Genomic DNA, 17,277 nt, shown 5'->3' with positions numbered 1-17,277 from the left:
CATATATTAAAATCAGGAAACAGTTATGACACCAGCTCGCTTGTCCATGTTCAGCATGGCTCTGCTTGGTGCTTTTTGCACAGGTAGTATTGCCGACCAGACCTCACCGCAACTTGGGATCCGTGATAAAACGCCAAATCTGCTTGCGCTGATTAACGCTACTGTCGTGACCGAGCCGGGAAAAACCCTGCCATCTGCAATGGTATTAATCCGCGACGGTAAAATAGAATCTGTCAGCAGCAACATTAAGGTACCCGCTGGCTACCAGAGCATTGATTTGACTGGCTACCATTTATACCCTGGTTTTATCGATCCCTACACCCAGTATGGTGTGCCGGAAGCAGGCAAGGCCGAAGCATTTAGTTTTGGCGGTAAACCCGTATATGAAAATGAGCGGGTTGGTGGTAATGCAGCTAATGCTGCTATTCATGCTGAGCAGCGCTGGGCAGACAAGTTTAAGCCCGATGCTAAAGCGGCAGATGAGTTTTTAAAGCAAGGTTTTACCGTGGTACAGGCTGCGCGCCATGACGGTATTTTTCGTGGTACCGGCTTTGTTGCATCGCTGGCCGGGGGCCTGCCGAACGATCTTATCCTCAAAGCTGACAGTCAGCATTTTATGTCGTTCAGTAAAGGCAGTTCCAAACAAAGCTACCCATCATCACTGATGGGCAGTATTGCTCTGATCCGTCAGACATTTGCTGATGCCTACTGGTATCAGGCCGCCCAAAGCAAACAGGATTTCCGCTTCGTCAGTGGCGGTGTCGAGTATAATGCCGCACTGTCTGGTGTGGCGGATGCCCCCAAACAGGGCGTGCTGTTTGAAACCAGCGATGAGCGGGCGTTATTAAGAGCCGATAAATTACTGGCAGAATTTAATATCAGTAATGCTGCTATTTTAGGTTCAGGCCATGAATACAACCGGCTGACCGAAGTGAAAGACAGTGGCCGTACCCTGGTGTTGCCACTGAATTTCCCCGCCGCACCAGACGTGACGCTGCCAGACCAGCAACTTGATGTGAACCTGGCTGACTTACGCCACTGGGAGCGGGCGCCATCTAATCCGGCAGTGCTGGCAGAAGCCGGAGTACGTTTCGCCCTGACCAGTCATGGCCTGAAGAAAAAAGAAGATTTTATTCCCAACCTGCGCAGTGCTGTTAAGCATGGCCTGAGCCAGCAACAGGCGCTGGCGGCCCTGACAACTGTGCCGGCCAGCATGCTGGGCCTTGAACAGCAGCTGGGTAAGATTGCCGGAGGTTATCAGGCTGATATCGTCGTCAGCCGTGGCGATTTATTTGCAGACGGTGAAATCGTTGCAGCCTGGTTACGGGGCCAGCTAAAAGAGTTTGCGCCTCTTACAGCACCGCAGTTTGCCGGTAATTATCCGTTAAACGTTGCCGGCAACAGTTTTGAGTTGACGTTAACTGGCCACGCGCCGAAATTAAAAGGCGAACTAAAACTCGCTGACGATACTGACAAGAAAGTGGAGTTGAAGCATTTGCTGGTGCAAGGTAGTAATCTGCAGTTCAGTGCTCCCTTGCAGAAGCTGACCGGCGCTACTGAGGTAGCTCAATTTAGCGGTGTGTTGCAAGGAAGTACTCTGGCAGGGCGCTGGCAGCAAGCTGATGGCACTGAACTGGCCGTAAGCATCGAACGGACTGCAGCACCAACTGCCGCGCCGGAAGCCGGGAAAATGCCTGCGCCGATGTTGTCAAAGCAAACTTACCCGAACCGGGCCTTTGGCCGGGCTGAACTGCCACAGCAGCAAAACCTGCATATTAAAAATGCCACGCTCTGGACGGCAACTGAGCAAGGTGTACTGCAAAACACCGACATTATTGTCCGGGACGGTAAAATAAACCGGATTGGTCAGCAATTAACCACGCCGCGCGGTTATATGGTTATAGATGGTACGGATATCCATGTTACCCCGGGTATTATTGACGAGCACTCTCATATTGCAACAGAACAGGGTGTGAATGAAGGCAGCCATGCCAACACGGCTGAAGTGCATATTGGTGATGTGGTTAATCCGGATGATATCAATATCTACCGCGGTCTGGCCGGTGGCGTAACAACGGTACAGTTGCTGCACGGTAGTGCTAACCCAATCGGCGGCAAGGCGCAGATAATCAGCCTGCGCTGGGGGGAGTCTGCTGAAGGTATGAAGTTTGCCGGTGCCCCTGGCAGCATAAAGTTTGCCCTGGGTGAAAACGTTAAGCAATCAAACTGGGGCAGTGAGTTTACCAGCCGCTATCCGCAAAGCCGCATTGGTGTGGATACCTTTATCCGTGACAATTTCCAGGCAGCGAAAGAGTATCAGGCCAGCTGGCAGGCCTACAACAAGCTGTCCAAACGTCAGCAAGACAAGGTTCAGGCGCCGCGGCGTGATTATCAGTTAGATACCCTGGTTGAAATTATTGACGGTAAGCGGCACATCCATACCCACTCTTATGTCGCCTCTGAGATTTTAATGCTGATTGAAGTGGCTGAGGAAATGGGTTTCAACATTCAGACGTTTACCCATATTCTGGAAGGTTACAAAGTGGCGACTGAAATGCAGAAGCATGGTGCCAGTGTCTCTACCTTTGCTGATTGGTGGGGCTTTAAGATGGAAGTAAATGATGCCATTCCAACCAATACCTGCCTGATGCATGAACAGGGACTGCTGGTCAGTGTTAACTCTGATGATCCAGGCTTGCTGCGCCGGTTAAATCAGGAAGCTGCCAAATCGACGATGTATTGCGGTATGGATGAACATGAAGCCCTGAAGATGGTAACAATTAATCCGGCGAAACAGTTAAAAATTGACGACAAAGTCGGGTCGCTGGCTGAAGGCAAGCAAGCTGATCTGGTGCTTTGGGATGGCCATCCGTTATCAGTATATGCCCAGGTGCAACAAACCTGGATTGCCGGGGCCCGATATTTTGATCGTAAGGAAGATCTAACATTGCGTGCTGCCCAGGACACCGAGAAGCAGCAGCTAATCCAGAAAGTGCTGACGGCGGGTGATTCTGCCCGTAACGGCGTCGAGAATGCGTATAAGCAGGACGATCCGATCTGGCACTGTGAAGATAACGCCGACTGGTTGCAACTGCGGTTTGGCGGGCATGAAGATCATACCGGCCATGCTCATAGTCAAAACCATCAGTATCTGCAGCACTAGGGAGTAGCATTAGCGATGAACAAATTAAGCAAAATAGTTATGCTGGCAACAGCTGTAACCTCGATACTGGCATCGGCACTGCTCTCATCAACAGCAGCTGCAGTAAACCCGGTACCCGGCAGTAAACAGCAACAGCCATTGTTGCTGCAAAATGCCATGGTACATAGTGTTAGTGCTGCGCCAGTAAAGCAGGATGTATTGCTGGTTGATGGCAAAATAGCGGCGATCGGAGCCAATTTAGCAGTGCCGGCTGATGCCAGGCAGCTGGATTTAACCGGCAAACACCTTTATCCGGGTTTAATCGCGTTGATTAACCAACTTGGACTGATTGAGGTTGAAGCAGTAAGGGCAACCCGCGATGACCGCGAAACCAGCTCTACTAACCCGGATTTACAGGTACAGATTGCTTATAATGCCGATTCTGTGGTGATCCCGACTATTCGCAGCAATGGTTTTAGTCACAGCCTGATTTATCCGGATGGCGCCATGCTAACCGGTAGATCAGCACTGATGCAGCTGGATGCCTGGAACTGGCAGGATGCAACGGTACAGGCCAATGTCGGCTTGCACGTTAACTGGCCCCGGATGAGTATTCAGAATGGCTGGTGGGTACGAGATAGCGCGGAGAAACAACGGGAAAACCAGCAAAAGCAACTGGCCGAGCTGCACCGGTATTTTGAGCAGGCGCACGCCTATTACCTGGCTGAGCAAGCGGGTTTAAATAGCGGTAAAGACTCGCGCTGGCATGCCATGCTGACTTTTTTTGCCGGCGAATTGCCATTGTTTGTCCATGCCGACGACCCGCGGCAAATCCGCCAGGCTATGCAGCTGGCTGATAAGTATCAGGTGCGGCTGGTCATTGTTGGTGGCCGGGACAGCTGGCGGTTAGCTGATGAGCTTGCAAAAGCTAAAGTGGACGTAATCTATACCGCCCCATATGGCCTGCCAACACGTGGTGATGAAGCTTATGATCAGGCCTTCTCGGTGCCAGGTCAGCTGCGTCAGGCAGGAGTGAGAATCGCATTGTCGTTAGATGGCTTCTGGGACACCCGTAATCTGGTATTTGCTGCCGGTCACGTTACCCGTTATGGCTTAAGTACCGCAGATGCGTTACGGGCGCTGACCCTGGATGCTGCCGCCATTGCCGGAGTCTCGGATAGCCTGGGTAGTATTGAAGTGGGTAAAAGCGCCAGTCTGGTGGTGTCTGATGGTGATATTTTTGACTATCGTGGCCATAAAATTGAACATTTATGGATTGATGGCCGTGAAGTTGATTTAACTAATCACCATAAACAACTGCACGAACGGTTTAAGCAGCGTTATAACAGTGCTGAGTAATTCCAGAGTATTTGAACACCGGTGCCAGTGAACGCTGGCACTTTTATTTGTGGAGAATCCATGTTTTATAAATTATGCAGTGGCGTCACATTGGCGCTGCTATTAGGCGCCTGCTCGGGCACTAATGATTCGTCAGAGCAACAGCTTAGTGCCCGTCCTGCAGCGATTGAAGCTCACCTGCAATTTTTAGCCAGCGACGAGCTGGAAGGGCGTGATACTGGTAGCCGTGGCCATCAGATTGCGTCTAATTACATCGCCAGCCAGTTTAAGGCGCTGGGTTTAGCGCCGGCAGGGGATAACAACAGTTATTTTCAGCAGGTACCACTACGTTCGGCCCGGGTCGAGCAGGAGAGTGTTAAACTGAGTTTTCGTCAGGGCGACAGCGAGTGGCAGCTCAGTTATCCGCAGCAGTTTTTCAGTGGTGCTTCAGTTAACCAGACTGAGGTTGCTGTTACTGCTCCTTTAGTGTTTGTCGGTTATGGCCTGGTGTCCGAAGAGTTTGCTTTGGATGATTACGCCGGGCTTGATGTCAGTGGCAAAATTGTTGTGCAACTGGCGGGGTTACCGGCTTCATTGCCAAGCGAGGAGCGGGCTTACCTGGGCAGCATTAAAGGTAAGCTGGCTGCAGAGCGCGGTGCTATTGGTGTTATAACTATTCATACCCCACAGCAGGAAAAAACCAGACCCTACGCTAATAGCCTGCTGTATCTTAATACCCCACGCCTTGCCTGGTTAAATGCAGCCGGTGAGCCTGGAGCAACTGACAACCGGTTACAGGCAGGAGCCTATCTGCACCCTGAGGCTGCTGCCCGCTTATTTGAGCAGGAACAACAGAGTCTGGCAGAGATATTCGCGATGCTTGAGGCCGGTGAGCAGCCACGTGGTTTTGCCTTGAGCAGTGAGGCCAGTTTAAGTGGCAGCAGTACCCATCAGCAAATCAGCAGCCCTAATGTCATTGCCATGCTGGAGGGCAGCGATCCAAAGCTGCGGGATGAGTATGTGGTGATTACTGCGCACTCAGATCATATTGGTTTTAGCAATGACTTACGCTCAAAAGACAAAATAAATAACGGCGCGATGGACAATGCCGCCGGTATGGCCATTTTACTTGAAACGGCACGCATGTTCAGTGAGCTTAAAGTGAAACCAGCACGTTCTGTGCTGTTTGTGGTGGTTACTGCCGAAGAAAAAGGCTTGTTAGGGGCAGATTATTTCGCCAATAACCCAACCCGGCCGATAGCAAGTCTGGTTGCCAATGTTAATCTGGATATGCCGGTGCTATTGTATCCGTTCGCCGATTTAATCGCCTTTGGGGCAAACCATTCTACGCTGGGATACATTGTTGCCAGTGCTGCCGGCAAAGAAGGCATTGCGTTAAGTGCTGATCCGATGCCAGAGCAGGCGATATTTACCCGTTCAGATCATTTCACCCTGGTGAAACAAGGGGTGCCTGCGGTGTTTTTAATGACAGGATTTACCTCAAAAGATCCTAAGCAGGATGGCGCGAAAATCTGGGGCAGCTTTTTTGCTAATCATTACCACAAGCCATCAGATGATATTGCCAGTTTAAGCAAAGAGTACGGTCCAATCAGGTATGATGCCGGTGCCGTATTTGCCGATATTAATTTTAATATTGCCCTGGAAATCGCTAATAACCCTCAGCGGCCCATGTGGAAGGCTGATAGCTATTTTAATAAGGTGTTTGGTAAGGATTATAATCGTCAATAACCGTCATAAACTGGCAGCTTAAGCTGCCAGTTTAGCTTGCCTGCTCTACTGTTCCAGCAATTTAAACAGCAGTGCCTTTACCAGTTCAGGTTCAAATGGTTTATCGCACATGGCGTTAACGCCTGACTGAGCAATGTTGCTTAAATGAGTGTCATTAGCTTCACTGGTTACCATTAACACCGGAATATGTGATTGCTGGCTGTTTTCCCTGATGTACTGGGTTAGTTCGCGGCCGTTTACCTCGGGCATGTTATAGTCAGTAACCACCAGATCAAACATCTGCTGTTTTAAAATGGCTATAGCTTCGCGGCCATCTTCTGCTTCGGTCAGATGCTGAATGCCCAGGTTGCTTAGCACCCGTTTTATATGATTGCGAGCCAACCTGCTGTCATCCACCACCAATACCCGAATGTCATGCACATCAAACAATGACAGTTCCAGCTCGCTGGGGCTTAACAAATCGATGGCCGCGTTTAATGCCTTACCCAAATGAGCAGTAGTAAAGGGTTTGGGTAGGATCGCTACAACTCCGGATTGCTTAAATTCTTCCAGGGTTGCTTTGCGAGTTTCACTGGATACCAGCATAAACGGAATTTCGGCTAATTTAGGAATTTGCTTAATCTTCTGCAGTAAATCAAGAGCGGTGCCATCTGCAAAATGCAAGGCACAGGCGATTAAGTCGGGCTGATGCTCATTCAGCTTTAAGAAGGCGGCATTGACTGTATTTGCTTCACTAATGTGCTGAACCTGCTCCTGTTTAAGGTGGTGGCTGATAATTTTTCGTTGAGTATCTGATGGCTCAACCAGTAAGATATGCAGATCGGCTGGTGATAATTGTTGCATAGTAATTCCTGTATCTAATGCTGGCTAACGCCGGTTCTGTTTTAACCACCGGCCCATTTCACGTTAAAGCCGAGTTGAGTTAAATGCTGCTCGATGAGTTGCCTTTTATCGGCCTGAATTTCAATAATACCGTCTTTTACGGCACCACCGCAGGCGCACTTTTTCTTTAGCGCGCTGCATATATCGGTAAGTTCAGCTGCCGGCCTGGCAATACCGCTGATCGTCAGTACTGTTTTACCGCCACGGCCTTTTTTCTCCCGGCGCAGCCTTATTGCTCCATCCGCAAAAGCAGTACCGCCAACATCAGCGCTTTTTTGTACGGCAACCTTTCCGCTTGCTGTACTGTATACCAGAGCCGCGTTATCGGTGGGCTGGCTATCGGCAGCTCTAGTTTTCGGTTCAGTTTCAGAGCGACCCAGCTGTTGCTGCCAGTCGGCGAGGGAAATTTTTTGTGCCATAAGGTTTACCGTAACAATCAGGGTAAGCTAACAATTGCGTCAGCTTACCGAGCCAAAGCGATACCAGCAAGTTTTTCTCTGGCTGGCTTGGCTTTTCAAACGCTTCTGCTAAAATAGCGCGTATTTTGGAAATCTGGATGGCTATAGCCCGGTGAAGTATGCAGGCATATGAATATTTACAACGAAGTGGTTTGCTGGATGAATACGGTGATATCAGCGCCGATATTGAGCGGGAGCGTCAGGCCTTAACAGACTATCTTAAAACTGCGGACGGCTCTGTGCGTTGGCAGTTTCAGGTGCCGGAGCTGGGTGAGGGCGGTGCCTGCAGTTTATTCGGGCAGCTGGCTGCTGAGCCGTATTCATTGCTCCCCATTCTGGGCGGTCAAACGCCGGCCAACCAGCTTGCGCTAAGTAAGTTAAGTGCCATTGCCGATTATTACCAACAGCACAGTGCACAGGACTGGTTTGGTATTTATCAGGCCCGTATTAACATGACAGCTGAGCCGGTACTGGTTAAACTGGCTTATTATGGCGCACCGTCGCGGGCCGAATTTCCGCTTACCAGCGAATTTGCCAAAATCAGTAATAACAGCACGGTTGGTTTGTCAGGTCGGGCCCGGGTGATTAACAGTGTGCCAGCTTATTTGGCGGCGGGTGGCGAGTATTATACCTGCGATCCGAAAGTACAGGCTGAAGCCTGTTTGCCTCTGTTTGACCAATCAGGCAAAATAGCTGGTATTGTTGACGCTGAACATTTTCAGCAAGCCATCTTTACACCTGCTGCCATGGCGTTACTGGTGGCGGTTTGTATGGTAGTGCCGGATTATTTACCATAACTATTTATCACAACAATTTACCTTAGCAAATTACCCGAGCAAGTAAGCGGGCAGCTTACTTTTACAGAACATTTTAACCAGGTAGAACCATATGTTTTCTCAGTTACAAACGGTTGCCACTGATCCTATTCTGGGCCTGATGGCCGAATATAAAGCAGATCTTAACCCAAACAAAGTTGATCTTGGGGTAGGTGTCTATAAAGACGAGCAGGGTCATACCGCGGTACTTAAATGTGTCAAAGAAGCGGAAGCGCTGCGCTTAAAACAGGAAGACAGCAAAACCTATATCGGTATGGCGGGCGATCTGACATTTAACAGCCATATTGAAAAACTGGCATTTGGCCAGGCCCATCAGGTGTTACTGGCCAATCGGGTGACCACAGCGCATACGCCAGGTGGCACCGGGGCACTGCGGGTTGCGGCGGAGTTTATTAAACGGGCAAACCCGAGCGCCACTATCTGGGTGACGACACCAACCTGGGCTAACCATATTTCGCTGTTCCAGGCAGCAGGCCTGAAGGTTAAAGAATACGCTTATTACGATTACGAGACTAAAGGCCTGCAAAGCGAGCAAATGTTTGCTGATTTAAATAATATTCCGGCTGGTGACGTGGTGCTGGTCCATGCCTGCTGCCACAACCCCAGCGGTATGGATTTAAATTTTGAGCAGTGGCAGCGTTTTACTGCTATTGCCAGAGAACGGGGCTTTACTCCTCTGGTTGATATGGCCTATCAGGGCTTTGGAACCGGCCTGGATGAAGATGCTGCAGGTTTACGCTATCTGGCGGATAATGTGCCTGAGCTGCTGCTATGCAGTTCTTGCTCAAAAAACTTTGGCTTGTATCGGGAACGGATCGGTGCGGTAAGCATCGTGACCGAAAACAGTAAGGTGGCTGAAATTGCCCGGGTTAATCTGCTAAGTGTCGTGCGCAGTATTTATTCAATGCCGCCGGCACACGGTGCAATAATTGTCAGCCATATTCTCGACAGCAAGGAGCTGACTGCCTTATGGCATCAGGAACTGGCTGAAATGCGCAACCGGATAAATGACTACCGGCAGCTGATTATTGATAAATTAGCGGCAGAAGGCGTAACAGACGATTTTAGCTTTATTACCCGTCAGCATGGTATGTTCAGCTTCCTTGGGATTAATAGAGCACAAATTGACCGTTTAAAAGCGGAGTTCAGTATTTACATGGTGGGTTCAAGCCGGGTAAGTATTGCTGGTTTAAATCATAGCAATATCGATTATTTTGCGAAATCGGTCGCGACTGTTCTCAAAAGCTAAAAAGCATAATTACAGTGCCTGATAAAAAACCGCCAACCAGAGCGTAAGCAGGTTGGCGGTTTTTTTATCGCAACAGGCTGCTGAAAAGCTGCCGAAACTTTGCCATCTTCGGCGCAACAATAAACTGACAATAGCCTTGTTGCGGATTTTGCAAAAAATATCCCTGATGATAGTCTTCGGCGACATAAAACGTGCTGGCCGGGCTTAGCTCTGTCACAATAGGCTTATCAAACATGTTTCCGGTGGTTAACTCATCAATCAGGTCTCGGACTATTGCCGCTTGCTGTTCACTATGAAAGAACACAACAGAGCGATACTGAGTACCAATGTCGTTGCCCTGCCGATTAAGCTGGGTGGGATCATGCAACGCAAAAAATATCTGACATAACTGTTTAAAACTGATTATATCCGGGTTAAAGCTTACCTGTACCACTTCAGCATGGCCGGTGGTGCCGGTACAGATGCTGCGATAATCCGGGTTAGCTGTCTGGCCGCCCATATAACCACTGAGTGCCTTATCCACCCCTTTAAGTTGGTTCAGTGCTGATTCAAGACACCAGAAACAGCCGGCGCCAAAAGTGGCGATTTCATTGCTCATTGTTACTCCGATAGGGTTGTTAGTCTGTCTGATGGTCAATGTTAATGAAAGTTTGACGATGTTCTGACAGATCGACTGTTTAAAGCATAACGTAGTAAAGGTTATTGTGGTTTGCTAATCAAGGTTGCTTTTATGACAGTGGCAGTAGTTGGAGCCGGTATGGCAGGTGCTGCCGCCGCCAGTACCCTCAGGGCGATGGGCTTTTCTGTTGAGGTGTTTGATAAAAGCCGTGCTGTTGGTGGCAGGATGAGCTCTAAACGTCAGGAACACGGCTATCTTGATTTAGGTGCACAATATTTTACTGCCCGCACGCCGCTTTTTAAACAACAGGTTGAACAGTGGCTGGCAACAGAAGTTGTGACGTGCTGGCCAGCAGATTGCTATAAGTACGAGCTTGGCCGCCTGACTGCGTCGGCGGATACCACCTCCCGTTTTATTGGTAATCCTTCTATGCACACACCGGTAAAAGCCTTGCTTGCCGGCCAGTCAGTGCATCTGAACTGTCGGATAAGCCGGCTACGTTTCGTTTCGTCGGGCTTACAAACTCAAACTGAGGCAGCCGGCTGGTATTTGTTTGACCAACACAATAACAGTTTTGGCCCGTATCAGGCCCTGATATTGACGCTACCACCAGTACAGCTGCAAACTTTGCTGGCGACAACCTTTATGCCTGCTGAGCCGGGTTATAGTGATATTCATCAATTAATTACTCAATTACAGCCCCAGGTATTACTGCCTTGCTGGGCAGTGAGTTTGCAATTGGCCGCGCCGATAGCAACCGCAGCTGACGCCATTTTTGTAAAAGAAGGCAATCTTAGCTGGCTGGCCCGGCAAAACAGTAAGCCCGGCAGGGTGAATAAAGCTGATAACTGGCTGGTACATTTTAGTGCGCAATCTACAGCCGTGCACTTAAGAGCTGAACCGCAAGAGCTGGTTGCGCTTGCCAAAGCTGAGATGGAACTGATTTTTCAGCAGACCTTTACTGTCAGTAATGCGACGACGCATCGCTGGCTATACGCCCAGATTAATCCTGCTGTCAGCCAAATTAAGCCCGATTATCACGCGGGCCTAAAGCTGGCCTTTGCCGGCGACTGGATGCTGGGAGGGCGGGTTGAGAATGCATATTTAAGCGGCGTTGCTGCAGCTAGAGAGGTATCGGCAGATGTCTGAACAGGTTTTAATTATTGGTGCCGGCAGTGGTATCGGCCTGGGGCTGGTGCAGCACTATCTAGCATTGGGACATCAGGTGCAGGCAATTAGCCGCAGTAGTTGTCCGGCTGCATTAGCGCAGCCGGCACTGAACTGGTTACAGCTTGCGACCACAGCGGCAGGCGATGTGGCAGAGAGCATGGTGAATCAGGCGGTTGCAGAAGCAATAACTTTGCAGCCAAGTATCATTTTTATTTGTCAGGGCTGGCTGCATGATAATCAACATGGCCCCGAGAAAACGTTAAGGCAGCTGACAGCTGACCAGATGCAGAAAAGTTTTGCTATTAACGTATGGCAACCCGCTATGTATTTAAAAGCACTTTTTGGCTATCTGACTAAACAACCTGACGTTAAAATACTTGTGCTTAGCGCTAAAGTGGGCAGCATAACGGATAACGAGCTGGGCGGCTGGTATAGCTACCGGGCAGGCAAAGCTGCGGTGAATATGCTGGTTAAAACCACTGGTATTGAGCTAGGCCGTTACAATAAAACGGCAACCCTGGTTAGTTTGCATCCGGGCACCACCGACACTGCACTGTCTGCGCCGTTTCAGGCAAACGTGCCTGCCGGGCAGCTGCAATCTGCAGCGGCCACCGCTGACCGCCTGGCAGAGGTAGCGGCAAAGTTAACCCCCCAGCTCAGCGGTAAGCTACTGAACTGGGATGGTACAATTTTGCCGTTCTAAGTTAACTTCATTGGGTGGTGCTGCCTGAAGCAATGCCTATTTAGGCACGACCTCATCAGCAGCGTGCTCGTCAGGAGACTGCTGCTCCAACCGAGCTAATTGCTGACTAAGTGCCCTTGGTGAACCGGTATTGCGTGCTATGGCAATGTAAGTTACTGGTACCACATACAATGTGAGCAGCGTGGCTAAGGCAACTCCGCAGAAAATTACCATACCTATTACCATCCGGCTTTCTGAACCCGGGCCGGTAGCAATAATTAACGGCAAGCTGCTCATAATAGTGGTAAAACATGTCATGGTTATCGGCCGCAGACGCTGAATTGCTGCCCGACGCACTGCTTCCTCAAACGCTACTCCTGCATCGCGCAGCTGGTTAGCAAATTCGACGATAAGAATGCCGTTTTTAGCGACCAGTCCAATCAGCATTACCAGGCCAATCTGGCTGTAGATATTCAGTGACATATCAAAAAAGTATAAACCAGATAATGCACCTACCAGACCCAACGGTACCGTGATCATAATAACCAGCGGGTGGATAAAGCTTTCAAACTGTGCAGCCAGAACCAGGTAAGTAATCACCAGCGCCAGCATAAAAACGAGTAAGGTTGATTCGCCACTTTCCTGAAACAGCTGTGACTCGCCTTTGTAGTCGATACCCACTGTATCCTGAATTTCAGTCTGTACTATGGTTTCCAGGTATTCCAGTGCTTCACCCAGGCTGTAACCCGGTGCCAGACTGGCAGAAATAGTAATTGAGCGCATACGGTTGTAGCGGTTCAATGCCGCCGCTGTCGCCTCCTCACGCAGGATAACAAGGTTATCCAGCGGAATTAGCTGACCGCTGCTGTCTGAACGGATAAATACGTCTTTGATGGTACCGGGTGCCTGGAAATCATCATCCCAGCCTTCCAGAATAACATCGTATTCGCGGCCCCGATCTAAAAAGGTGGTCACCCGTCTGCCACCGAGCATCGCTTCCAGCGCCCGGCCTATCGCGCCAACAGAGATGCCAAGATCACCGGCCCGTTCAGTATTAATCTCTACCAATACTTGTGGCACCGTCTCTTTGTAATCGTGGTCCAGCATCAGCAGGCCGGGATTCGCACTGGCTTTATTTATCACGATGTCCCGCCAGCGGGCCAGTTCTTCATAGGTATTGCCCTGCAGCACAAATTGTACCGGCCGGCTGCCACCGCCGCCTCCACCCAGACCACTGCGCATAAAGGTAAAGGCGCGCACGTCAGGTAATTCATTTATTTTAGCGGCCACTTCCGGCATCAGTTCAGCAGTGCGTCTTTTACCATTATTCCAGTTTTCTGCGCCAACAATAGCAATGCCGCCGCTACCACCCCAGCCAGGAACCCGGATCAATAGCCGGTTAAACTCACCGTTTTCATAATAAGGCATCAGAATATCTTCAATTAACCGCATGTTGCGGCTGTTACTCTGATAACTGGCGCCTTCTGCTGGTGTCATCGAAATAAAGAAAGTGCCACGATCTTCAGTAGGAGCAAGCTCGGAAGGCAGCATTTTAACCAGCTGGTAGCTGGCGACAAAGCAAAGTGCTACCACAGCCAATACCGGCCAGCGGGTCTGGGTAACAATATTAAGTTGATTGCGATAGCCATTTTCAAGCCTGGCGAAGCCACGATGTAATGCCTGACCGAGTTTTGATTCGCGCTTACGGTGCTGCAACAGTTTGCTGCATAACATTGGCGACAGCGTCAGAGCGGTGACACTGGAGAACGCAACCGCTGCGGCAATAGCCAACGCAAATTCAGTAAACAGTTTTCCCAGTTGCCCCTGCATAAACACCAGGGGCACAAACACCGATATTAACACCAGAGTTGTAGCAATAACCGCGAAGCCCACTTCTCTGGCACCGCGGTAGGCCGCCAACAGCGGCGCCTCTCCGGTTTCAATCCGCCGGTAAATATTTTCCAGTACCACTATAGAATCATCAACTACCAGACCAATCGCCAGTACCATTGCCAGCAGAGTAAGCAGGTTTATTGAGAAATCCAGTGCAAACAATACGGTAACTGCTGCAACAAGTGCTACCGGTACCGTAATAGCAGGAATAAAGGTTGCCCTGATATTGCCCAGAAACAGGAAAATAACCAGCACGACCATTCCCATGGCAATCCCAAGCGTGTTGTAAACTTCTTTTATCGACTCAGAAATAAACAATGACGAATCATACCCGGGTTCAATGGTGGTACCCTGAGGTAGCTGCGCTTTAATTCGTTCCATTTCTGCCCGGGCGCTTTTAACTACTTCCAGGGTGTTGGCCTTGGACTGCTTAATAATGCCAATGCCTAGCAAGTTTTTGCCATCGCCACGAAACTCGCTTTCTTCATCTTCAGACGTTAGCATCACGTCTGCTATCTCACCGAGACGAACCAGGTAGTTGTTGTCACCCCTTTTAATTACCAAACGCCGGAAGTCCTGCTCGGTTTTGTAAGTGCGGATCACCCGCACCGTGAAATCACGATCGAATGATTTAATATTGCCGGCTGGCAACTCGACGTTTTCGTTCCGCAGCACACTTTCAATATCCTGCACGGTAACGCCACGGGCTGCCATCGCATCCCGATCTAACCAAACCCGCATAGCATAATCGCGTGAGCCACCTAACTGGATGCGTGCCACACCATCAACCACGGAAAAGCGCTCTACAATATAGCGGTTGGCGTAGTCAGTCAGTTCCAGGGTAGACATGTTTTCGCTGTTCAGTACAAACCAGGCGATAGTATCCTCGTCGGCATTGGCTTTGGATACTTCAGGCGGGTCGGCCTGGTCAGGCAGATTATTTAAGGCCCGGGATACCCGGTCTCTGACATCATTGGCGGCTGAGTCGATATCACGTTCGACATTAAATTCGATGGTAATACTGGAGCGGCCGTTGCGGCTGTTAGAATTAATACTTTTGATGCCTTCAACGCCGCTGATCCTGTCTTCCAGCAACTGAGTAATCTTGGTTTCAACAATTTCTGCCGAGGCGCCCGGGTAATTAGTATTGATGCTGACAATCGGAGAATCTATGTCAGGGAATTCACGCAGTGGTAGCATGGTAAAGCAAACAATACCGAATACTACCAGCAACAAATTGACAACGGTGGCAAAAACCGGCCGTTTTACCGATAAATCTGATAACAGCATTATCGTGCTCCGACTCGGTTGATAACCAGACCCGGCCGCAGTTTCTGAATACCTTCGACCACGATTTCCTCGCCTGCTTCCAGCCCTGAGGTAACTTCAACCCAGCCCGGGATGCGCTGGCCAACTGCAATTTCACGCCGGTTAACCGTGTTATCACTATTTACCACGAACACAAACTGTTTATTTTGTTGTGGTATTAACGCCCGCTCTGAGATTTGCAACGCAGGAATGTTTGCCAGCTCAACTTTAACATTGAGCAGCATACCGGGTCGCAAACGTAAGTCGCTGTTATCCAGTGTCGCGTGCACTCTGATTGAACGGGTAATAGGGTCAAGCCGGGTATCAATTGCACTGACTTCGCCTTTAAAATCGACATCGCCATAGGCTACGTTGGTAACATTTACCGGCATACCCCGCTTAATGTCAGCCAGATAATGTTCAGCGACACTGAACTCTACTTTCAGGGTATTTAAATCGTCGAGAGTGGTTAATACTGTACCCGCATTTACAAACGCACCCTGGCTAACCTGACGTAGCCCGAGATAACCATCAAACGGGGCGCGAATAGTCAGTTCATTTAGCTGAGCTTTGGCAATATCCAGTTGTGCCAGGGTGGTATTGACCCGGGTTTGCTGCTCGTCCAGCAATGATTGAGCTGTTGCCTGGGTAGTAGCCAGATTTTGTAATCTGTCGAGCTGGCGGCGCTGATCGGTCAGTACCGCAGACAATTCGGTTACCCTGGCCAGCTGTTGTACATTATTCAGGCGGGCAATAACTTCACCTGCTTTAACTTGTTTACCTTCCTGAATATTCAATTCAATCAGGAAATCACTGGCGGGAGCGACAATTTGCACCGAGTTATTAGCTATACCGCTGCCTAGTGAGGTAATCTGGCGGATCATAGGTTTAACGGAGACCTTGGCGGTACTGACTGCGACAGGCGCTCCAGCGCCTCTGCCAGCTGTTGGGCTTTGTTGTTGCTGCCAGTATAGGTAGCCAAGGAATACTGCCAGGGCGATCAAGATAACCCAGATCAAACGAGAATGAATTTTTGTCACAAGGACTCCGTTTACTGCATGAAAACTCTTTAAGTGTATTGTATGTTTTAAATGGTGAAACAGATGATCTGTTATCGCAATCACCGCGGCGTTGGTCGTATTCCGGACTACTTTGTCCTGATCCAGTATAACAGTTGCTGCTGTACAGAGAGTTTAAAGGCGCTAAGGCCAGAATGAACCAGTGCCAGGGGGGGAGATGGAACCTATTTTAGTGAGTCAGTCGAGTCATCAGGGCGGCGCCCGTTTATTATTGTCGGGGCTTGGGGCCTTGCTGGGCCTGGTCGTCTTTACTGTGTTGTTTGCCGGGCAGTTTACTCTATGGCTGGCGTTGGCATACATTGGCGCTTTAATGGCCGTATTTCTGGGTTTTGCCAAGCTGGCAGAGCCCAGGCACTTTCTCAGATGTGATGAACAGGGCGTGCATTATTACCATCGTTATGGCAGTTGGCTGTTGCCATGGAGCAGTTTTATGTATTGTGCTGTGCCACAACTGGAACAGCAGGACTTGTCTTTTATTGGCTTTAAAGTAACGGATTATGACGCGGTATTGCAATCACTTGGCTTACGGCTGGCCGTGCGGTTGATGACAGAGCAGCGGCCATTGTTTATTTCTGCCGTTAAACAAAGCTGTGCCAGCGGCCAGTGCGCCAGTGAATTACTTGCTGAGAAAGATATTTTTGCCACAGCAAACCAGCGTTACAGTGGAATAAAAGCGGTTTTTGGTCAGAGAATGCAGCGTCTGGCACAGGCCAGTGGCTTTGACTTATTTGTGCCCAGTTCGCTTACGGCTGAACAGACGGTAGAGCTTTGCCGGCAAATTAATAACGCACGCTTACAAATAATACAGAATACAGCGACCTAGACACACCGAAGACTGTGTATCATAATAAGCCAAACCTCTTTTCTGGCAG

The 17,277-nt window shown here is 49.6% G+C and carries 13 protein-coding genes; 8 read left to right on the top strand and 5 right to left on the bottom strand.

Annotation, left to right across the window (positions count from 1 at the left end):
• Positions 1-25 precede the first annotated feature (25 nt).
• From KQY15_RS07035 to KQY15_RS07025, 3 genes are read left to right on the top strand one after another with little or no spacing between them, the layout of a single operon-like run.
• The gene (locus KQY15_RS07035) at positions 26-3,163 is read left to right on the top strand and encodes an amidohydrolase family protein (RefSeq protein WP_254795486.1); all 3,138 of its coding nucleotides are present in this window, start codon (positions 26-28) and stop codon (positions 3,161-3,163) included.
• 15 nt (positions 3,164-3,178) lie between these two features.
• Positions 3,179-4,501 (top strand): amidohydrolase family protein, encoded by a 1,323-nt coding sequence (locus tag KQY15_RS07030; RefSeq protein WP_217668470.1) that lies wholly within the window; start codon positions 3,179-3,181, stop codon positions 4,499-4,501.
• 60 nt (positions 4,502-4,561) lie between these two features.
• Complete coding sequence (locus KQY15_RS07025) at positions 4,562-6,229, top strand: M28 family metallopeptidase (protein WP_217668469.1); 1,668 nt, start codon at positions 4,562-4,564, stop codon at positions 6,227-6,229.
• Positions 6,230-6,274: 45 nt separating this feature from the next.
• On the opposite strand, the gene KQY15_RS07020 is transcribed toward KQY15_RS07025, so the two are convergent.
• Both KQY15_RS07020 and KQY15_RS07015 read right to left on the bottom strand, forming a co-directional pair.
• Positions 6,275-7,072 (bottom strand): response regulator, encoded by a 798-nt coding sequence (locus tag KQY15_RS07020; protein ID WP_217668468.1) that lies wholly within the window; start codon positions 7,070-7,072, stop codon positions 6,275-6,277.
• Between the two features lie 41 nt (positions 7,073-7,113).
• Positions 7,114-7,530, bottom strand: coding sequence for a translation initiation factor (locus KQY15_RS07015; protein WP_217668467.1), 417 nt, complete (start codon positions 7,528-7,530; stop codon positions 7,114-7,116).
• Between the two features lie 158 nt (positions 7,531-7,688).
• Here KQY15_RS07015 and KQY15_RS07010 point away from each other — a divergent pair, with 158 nt between their 5' ends.
• Both KQY15_RS07010 and KQY15_RS07005 read left to right on the top strand, forming a co-directional pair.
• A complete protein-coding gene (locus KQY15_RS07010) occupies positions 7,689-8,366 on the top strand; it encodes a GAF domain-containing protein (RefSeq protein WP_217668466.1) in 678 nt (225 codons plus the stop codon).
• A 91-nt stretch (positions 8,367-8,457) separates the two neighbouring features.
• Positions 8,458-9,654, top strand: coding sequence for an amino acid aminotransferase (locus tag KQY15_RS07005; RefSeq protein ID WP_217668465.1), 1,197 nt, complete (start codon positions 8,458-8,460; stop codon positions 9,652-9,654).
• Positions 9,655-9,718: 64 nt separating this feature from the next.
• Here KQY15_RS07005 and msrA read toward each other — a convergent pair whose 3' ends face one another.
• Positions 9,719-10,252 carry a peptide-methionine (S)-S-oxide reductase MsrA gene (msrA, locus tag KQY15_RS07000; protein WP_217668464.1) on the bottom strand — a complete coding sequence of 178 codons (534 nt, stop codon included), beginning with the start codon at positions 10,250-10,252 and terminating at the stop codon, positions 9,719-9,721.
• Positions 10,253-10,384: 132 nt separating this feature from the next.
• Between msrA and KQY15_RS06995 the strand changes: the two genes are divergently transcribed.
• Entirely contained in the window at positions 10,385-11,422 is a 1,038-nt protein-coding gene (locus KQY15_RS06995) for an NAD(P)/FAD-dependent oxidoreductase (RefSeq protein WP_217668463.1), read from the top strand.
• Positions 11,415-12,146, top strand: coding sequence for an SDR family NAD(P)-dependent oxidoreductase (locus KQY15_RS06990; protein WP_217668462.1), 732 nt, complete (start codon positions 11,415-11,417; stop codon positions 12,144-12,146). Before KQY15_RS06995 ends, KQY15_RS06990 begins: the two co-directional genes overlap by 8 nt.
• Before the next feature lie 36 nt (positions 12,147-12,182).
• Here KQY15_RS06990 and KQY15_RS06985 read toward each other — a convergent pair whose 3' ends face one another.
• Together KQY15_RS06985 and KQY15_RS06980 are read right to left on the bottom strand one after the other, a co-directional pair.
• Positions 12,183-15,308 carry an efflux RND transporter permease subunit gene (locus tag KQY15_RS06985; RefSeq protein ID WP_217668461.1) on the bottom strand — a complete coding sequence of 1,042 codons (3,126 nt, stop codon included), beginning with the start codon at positions 15,306-15,308 and terminating at the stop codon, positions 12,183-12,185.
• Positions 15,308-16,366, bottom strand: a complete 1,059-nt coding sequence (locus tag KQY15_RS06980) for an efflux RND transporter periplasmic adaptor subunit (protein ID WP_308160229.1) — start codon at positions 16,364-16,366, stop codon at positions 15,308-15,310. Before KQY15_RS06980 ends, KQY15_RS06985 begins: the two co-directional genes overlap by 1 nt.
• Before the next feature lie 196 nt (positions 16,367-16,562).
• Here KQY15_RS06980 and KQY15_RS06975 point away from each other — a divergent pair, with 196 nt between their 5' ends.
• Positions 16,563-17,228 carry a DUF2982 domain-containing protein gene (locus tag KQY15_RS06975; protein ID WP_217668460.1) on the top strand — a complete coding sequence of 222 codons (666 nt, stop codon included), beginning with the start codon at positions 16,563-16,565 and terminating at the stop codon, positions 17,226-17,228.
• Positions 17,229-17,277: the final 49 nt, after the last annotated feature.

It is taken from the genome of Arsukibacterium indicum (assembly GCF_019100565.1).
Taxonomy (GTDB): domain Bacteria; phylum Pseudomonadota; class Gammaproteobacteria; order Enterobacterales; family Alteromonadaceae; genus Alishewanella; species Alishewanella indicum.
This window is presented reverse-complemented; position numbering and strand designations above follow the sequence as displayed.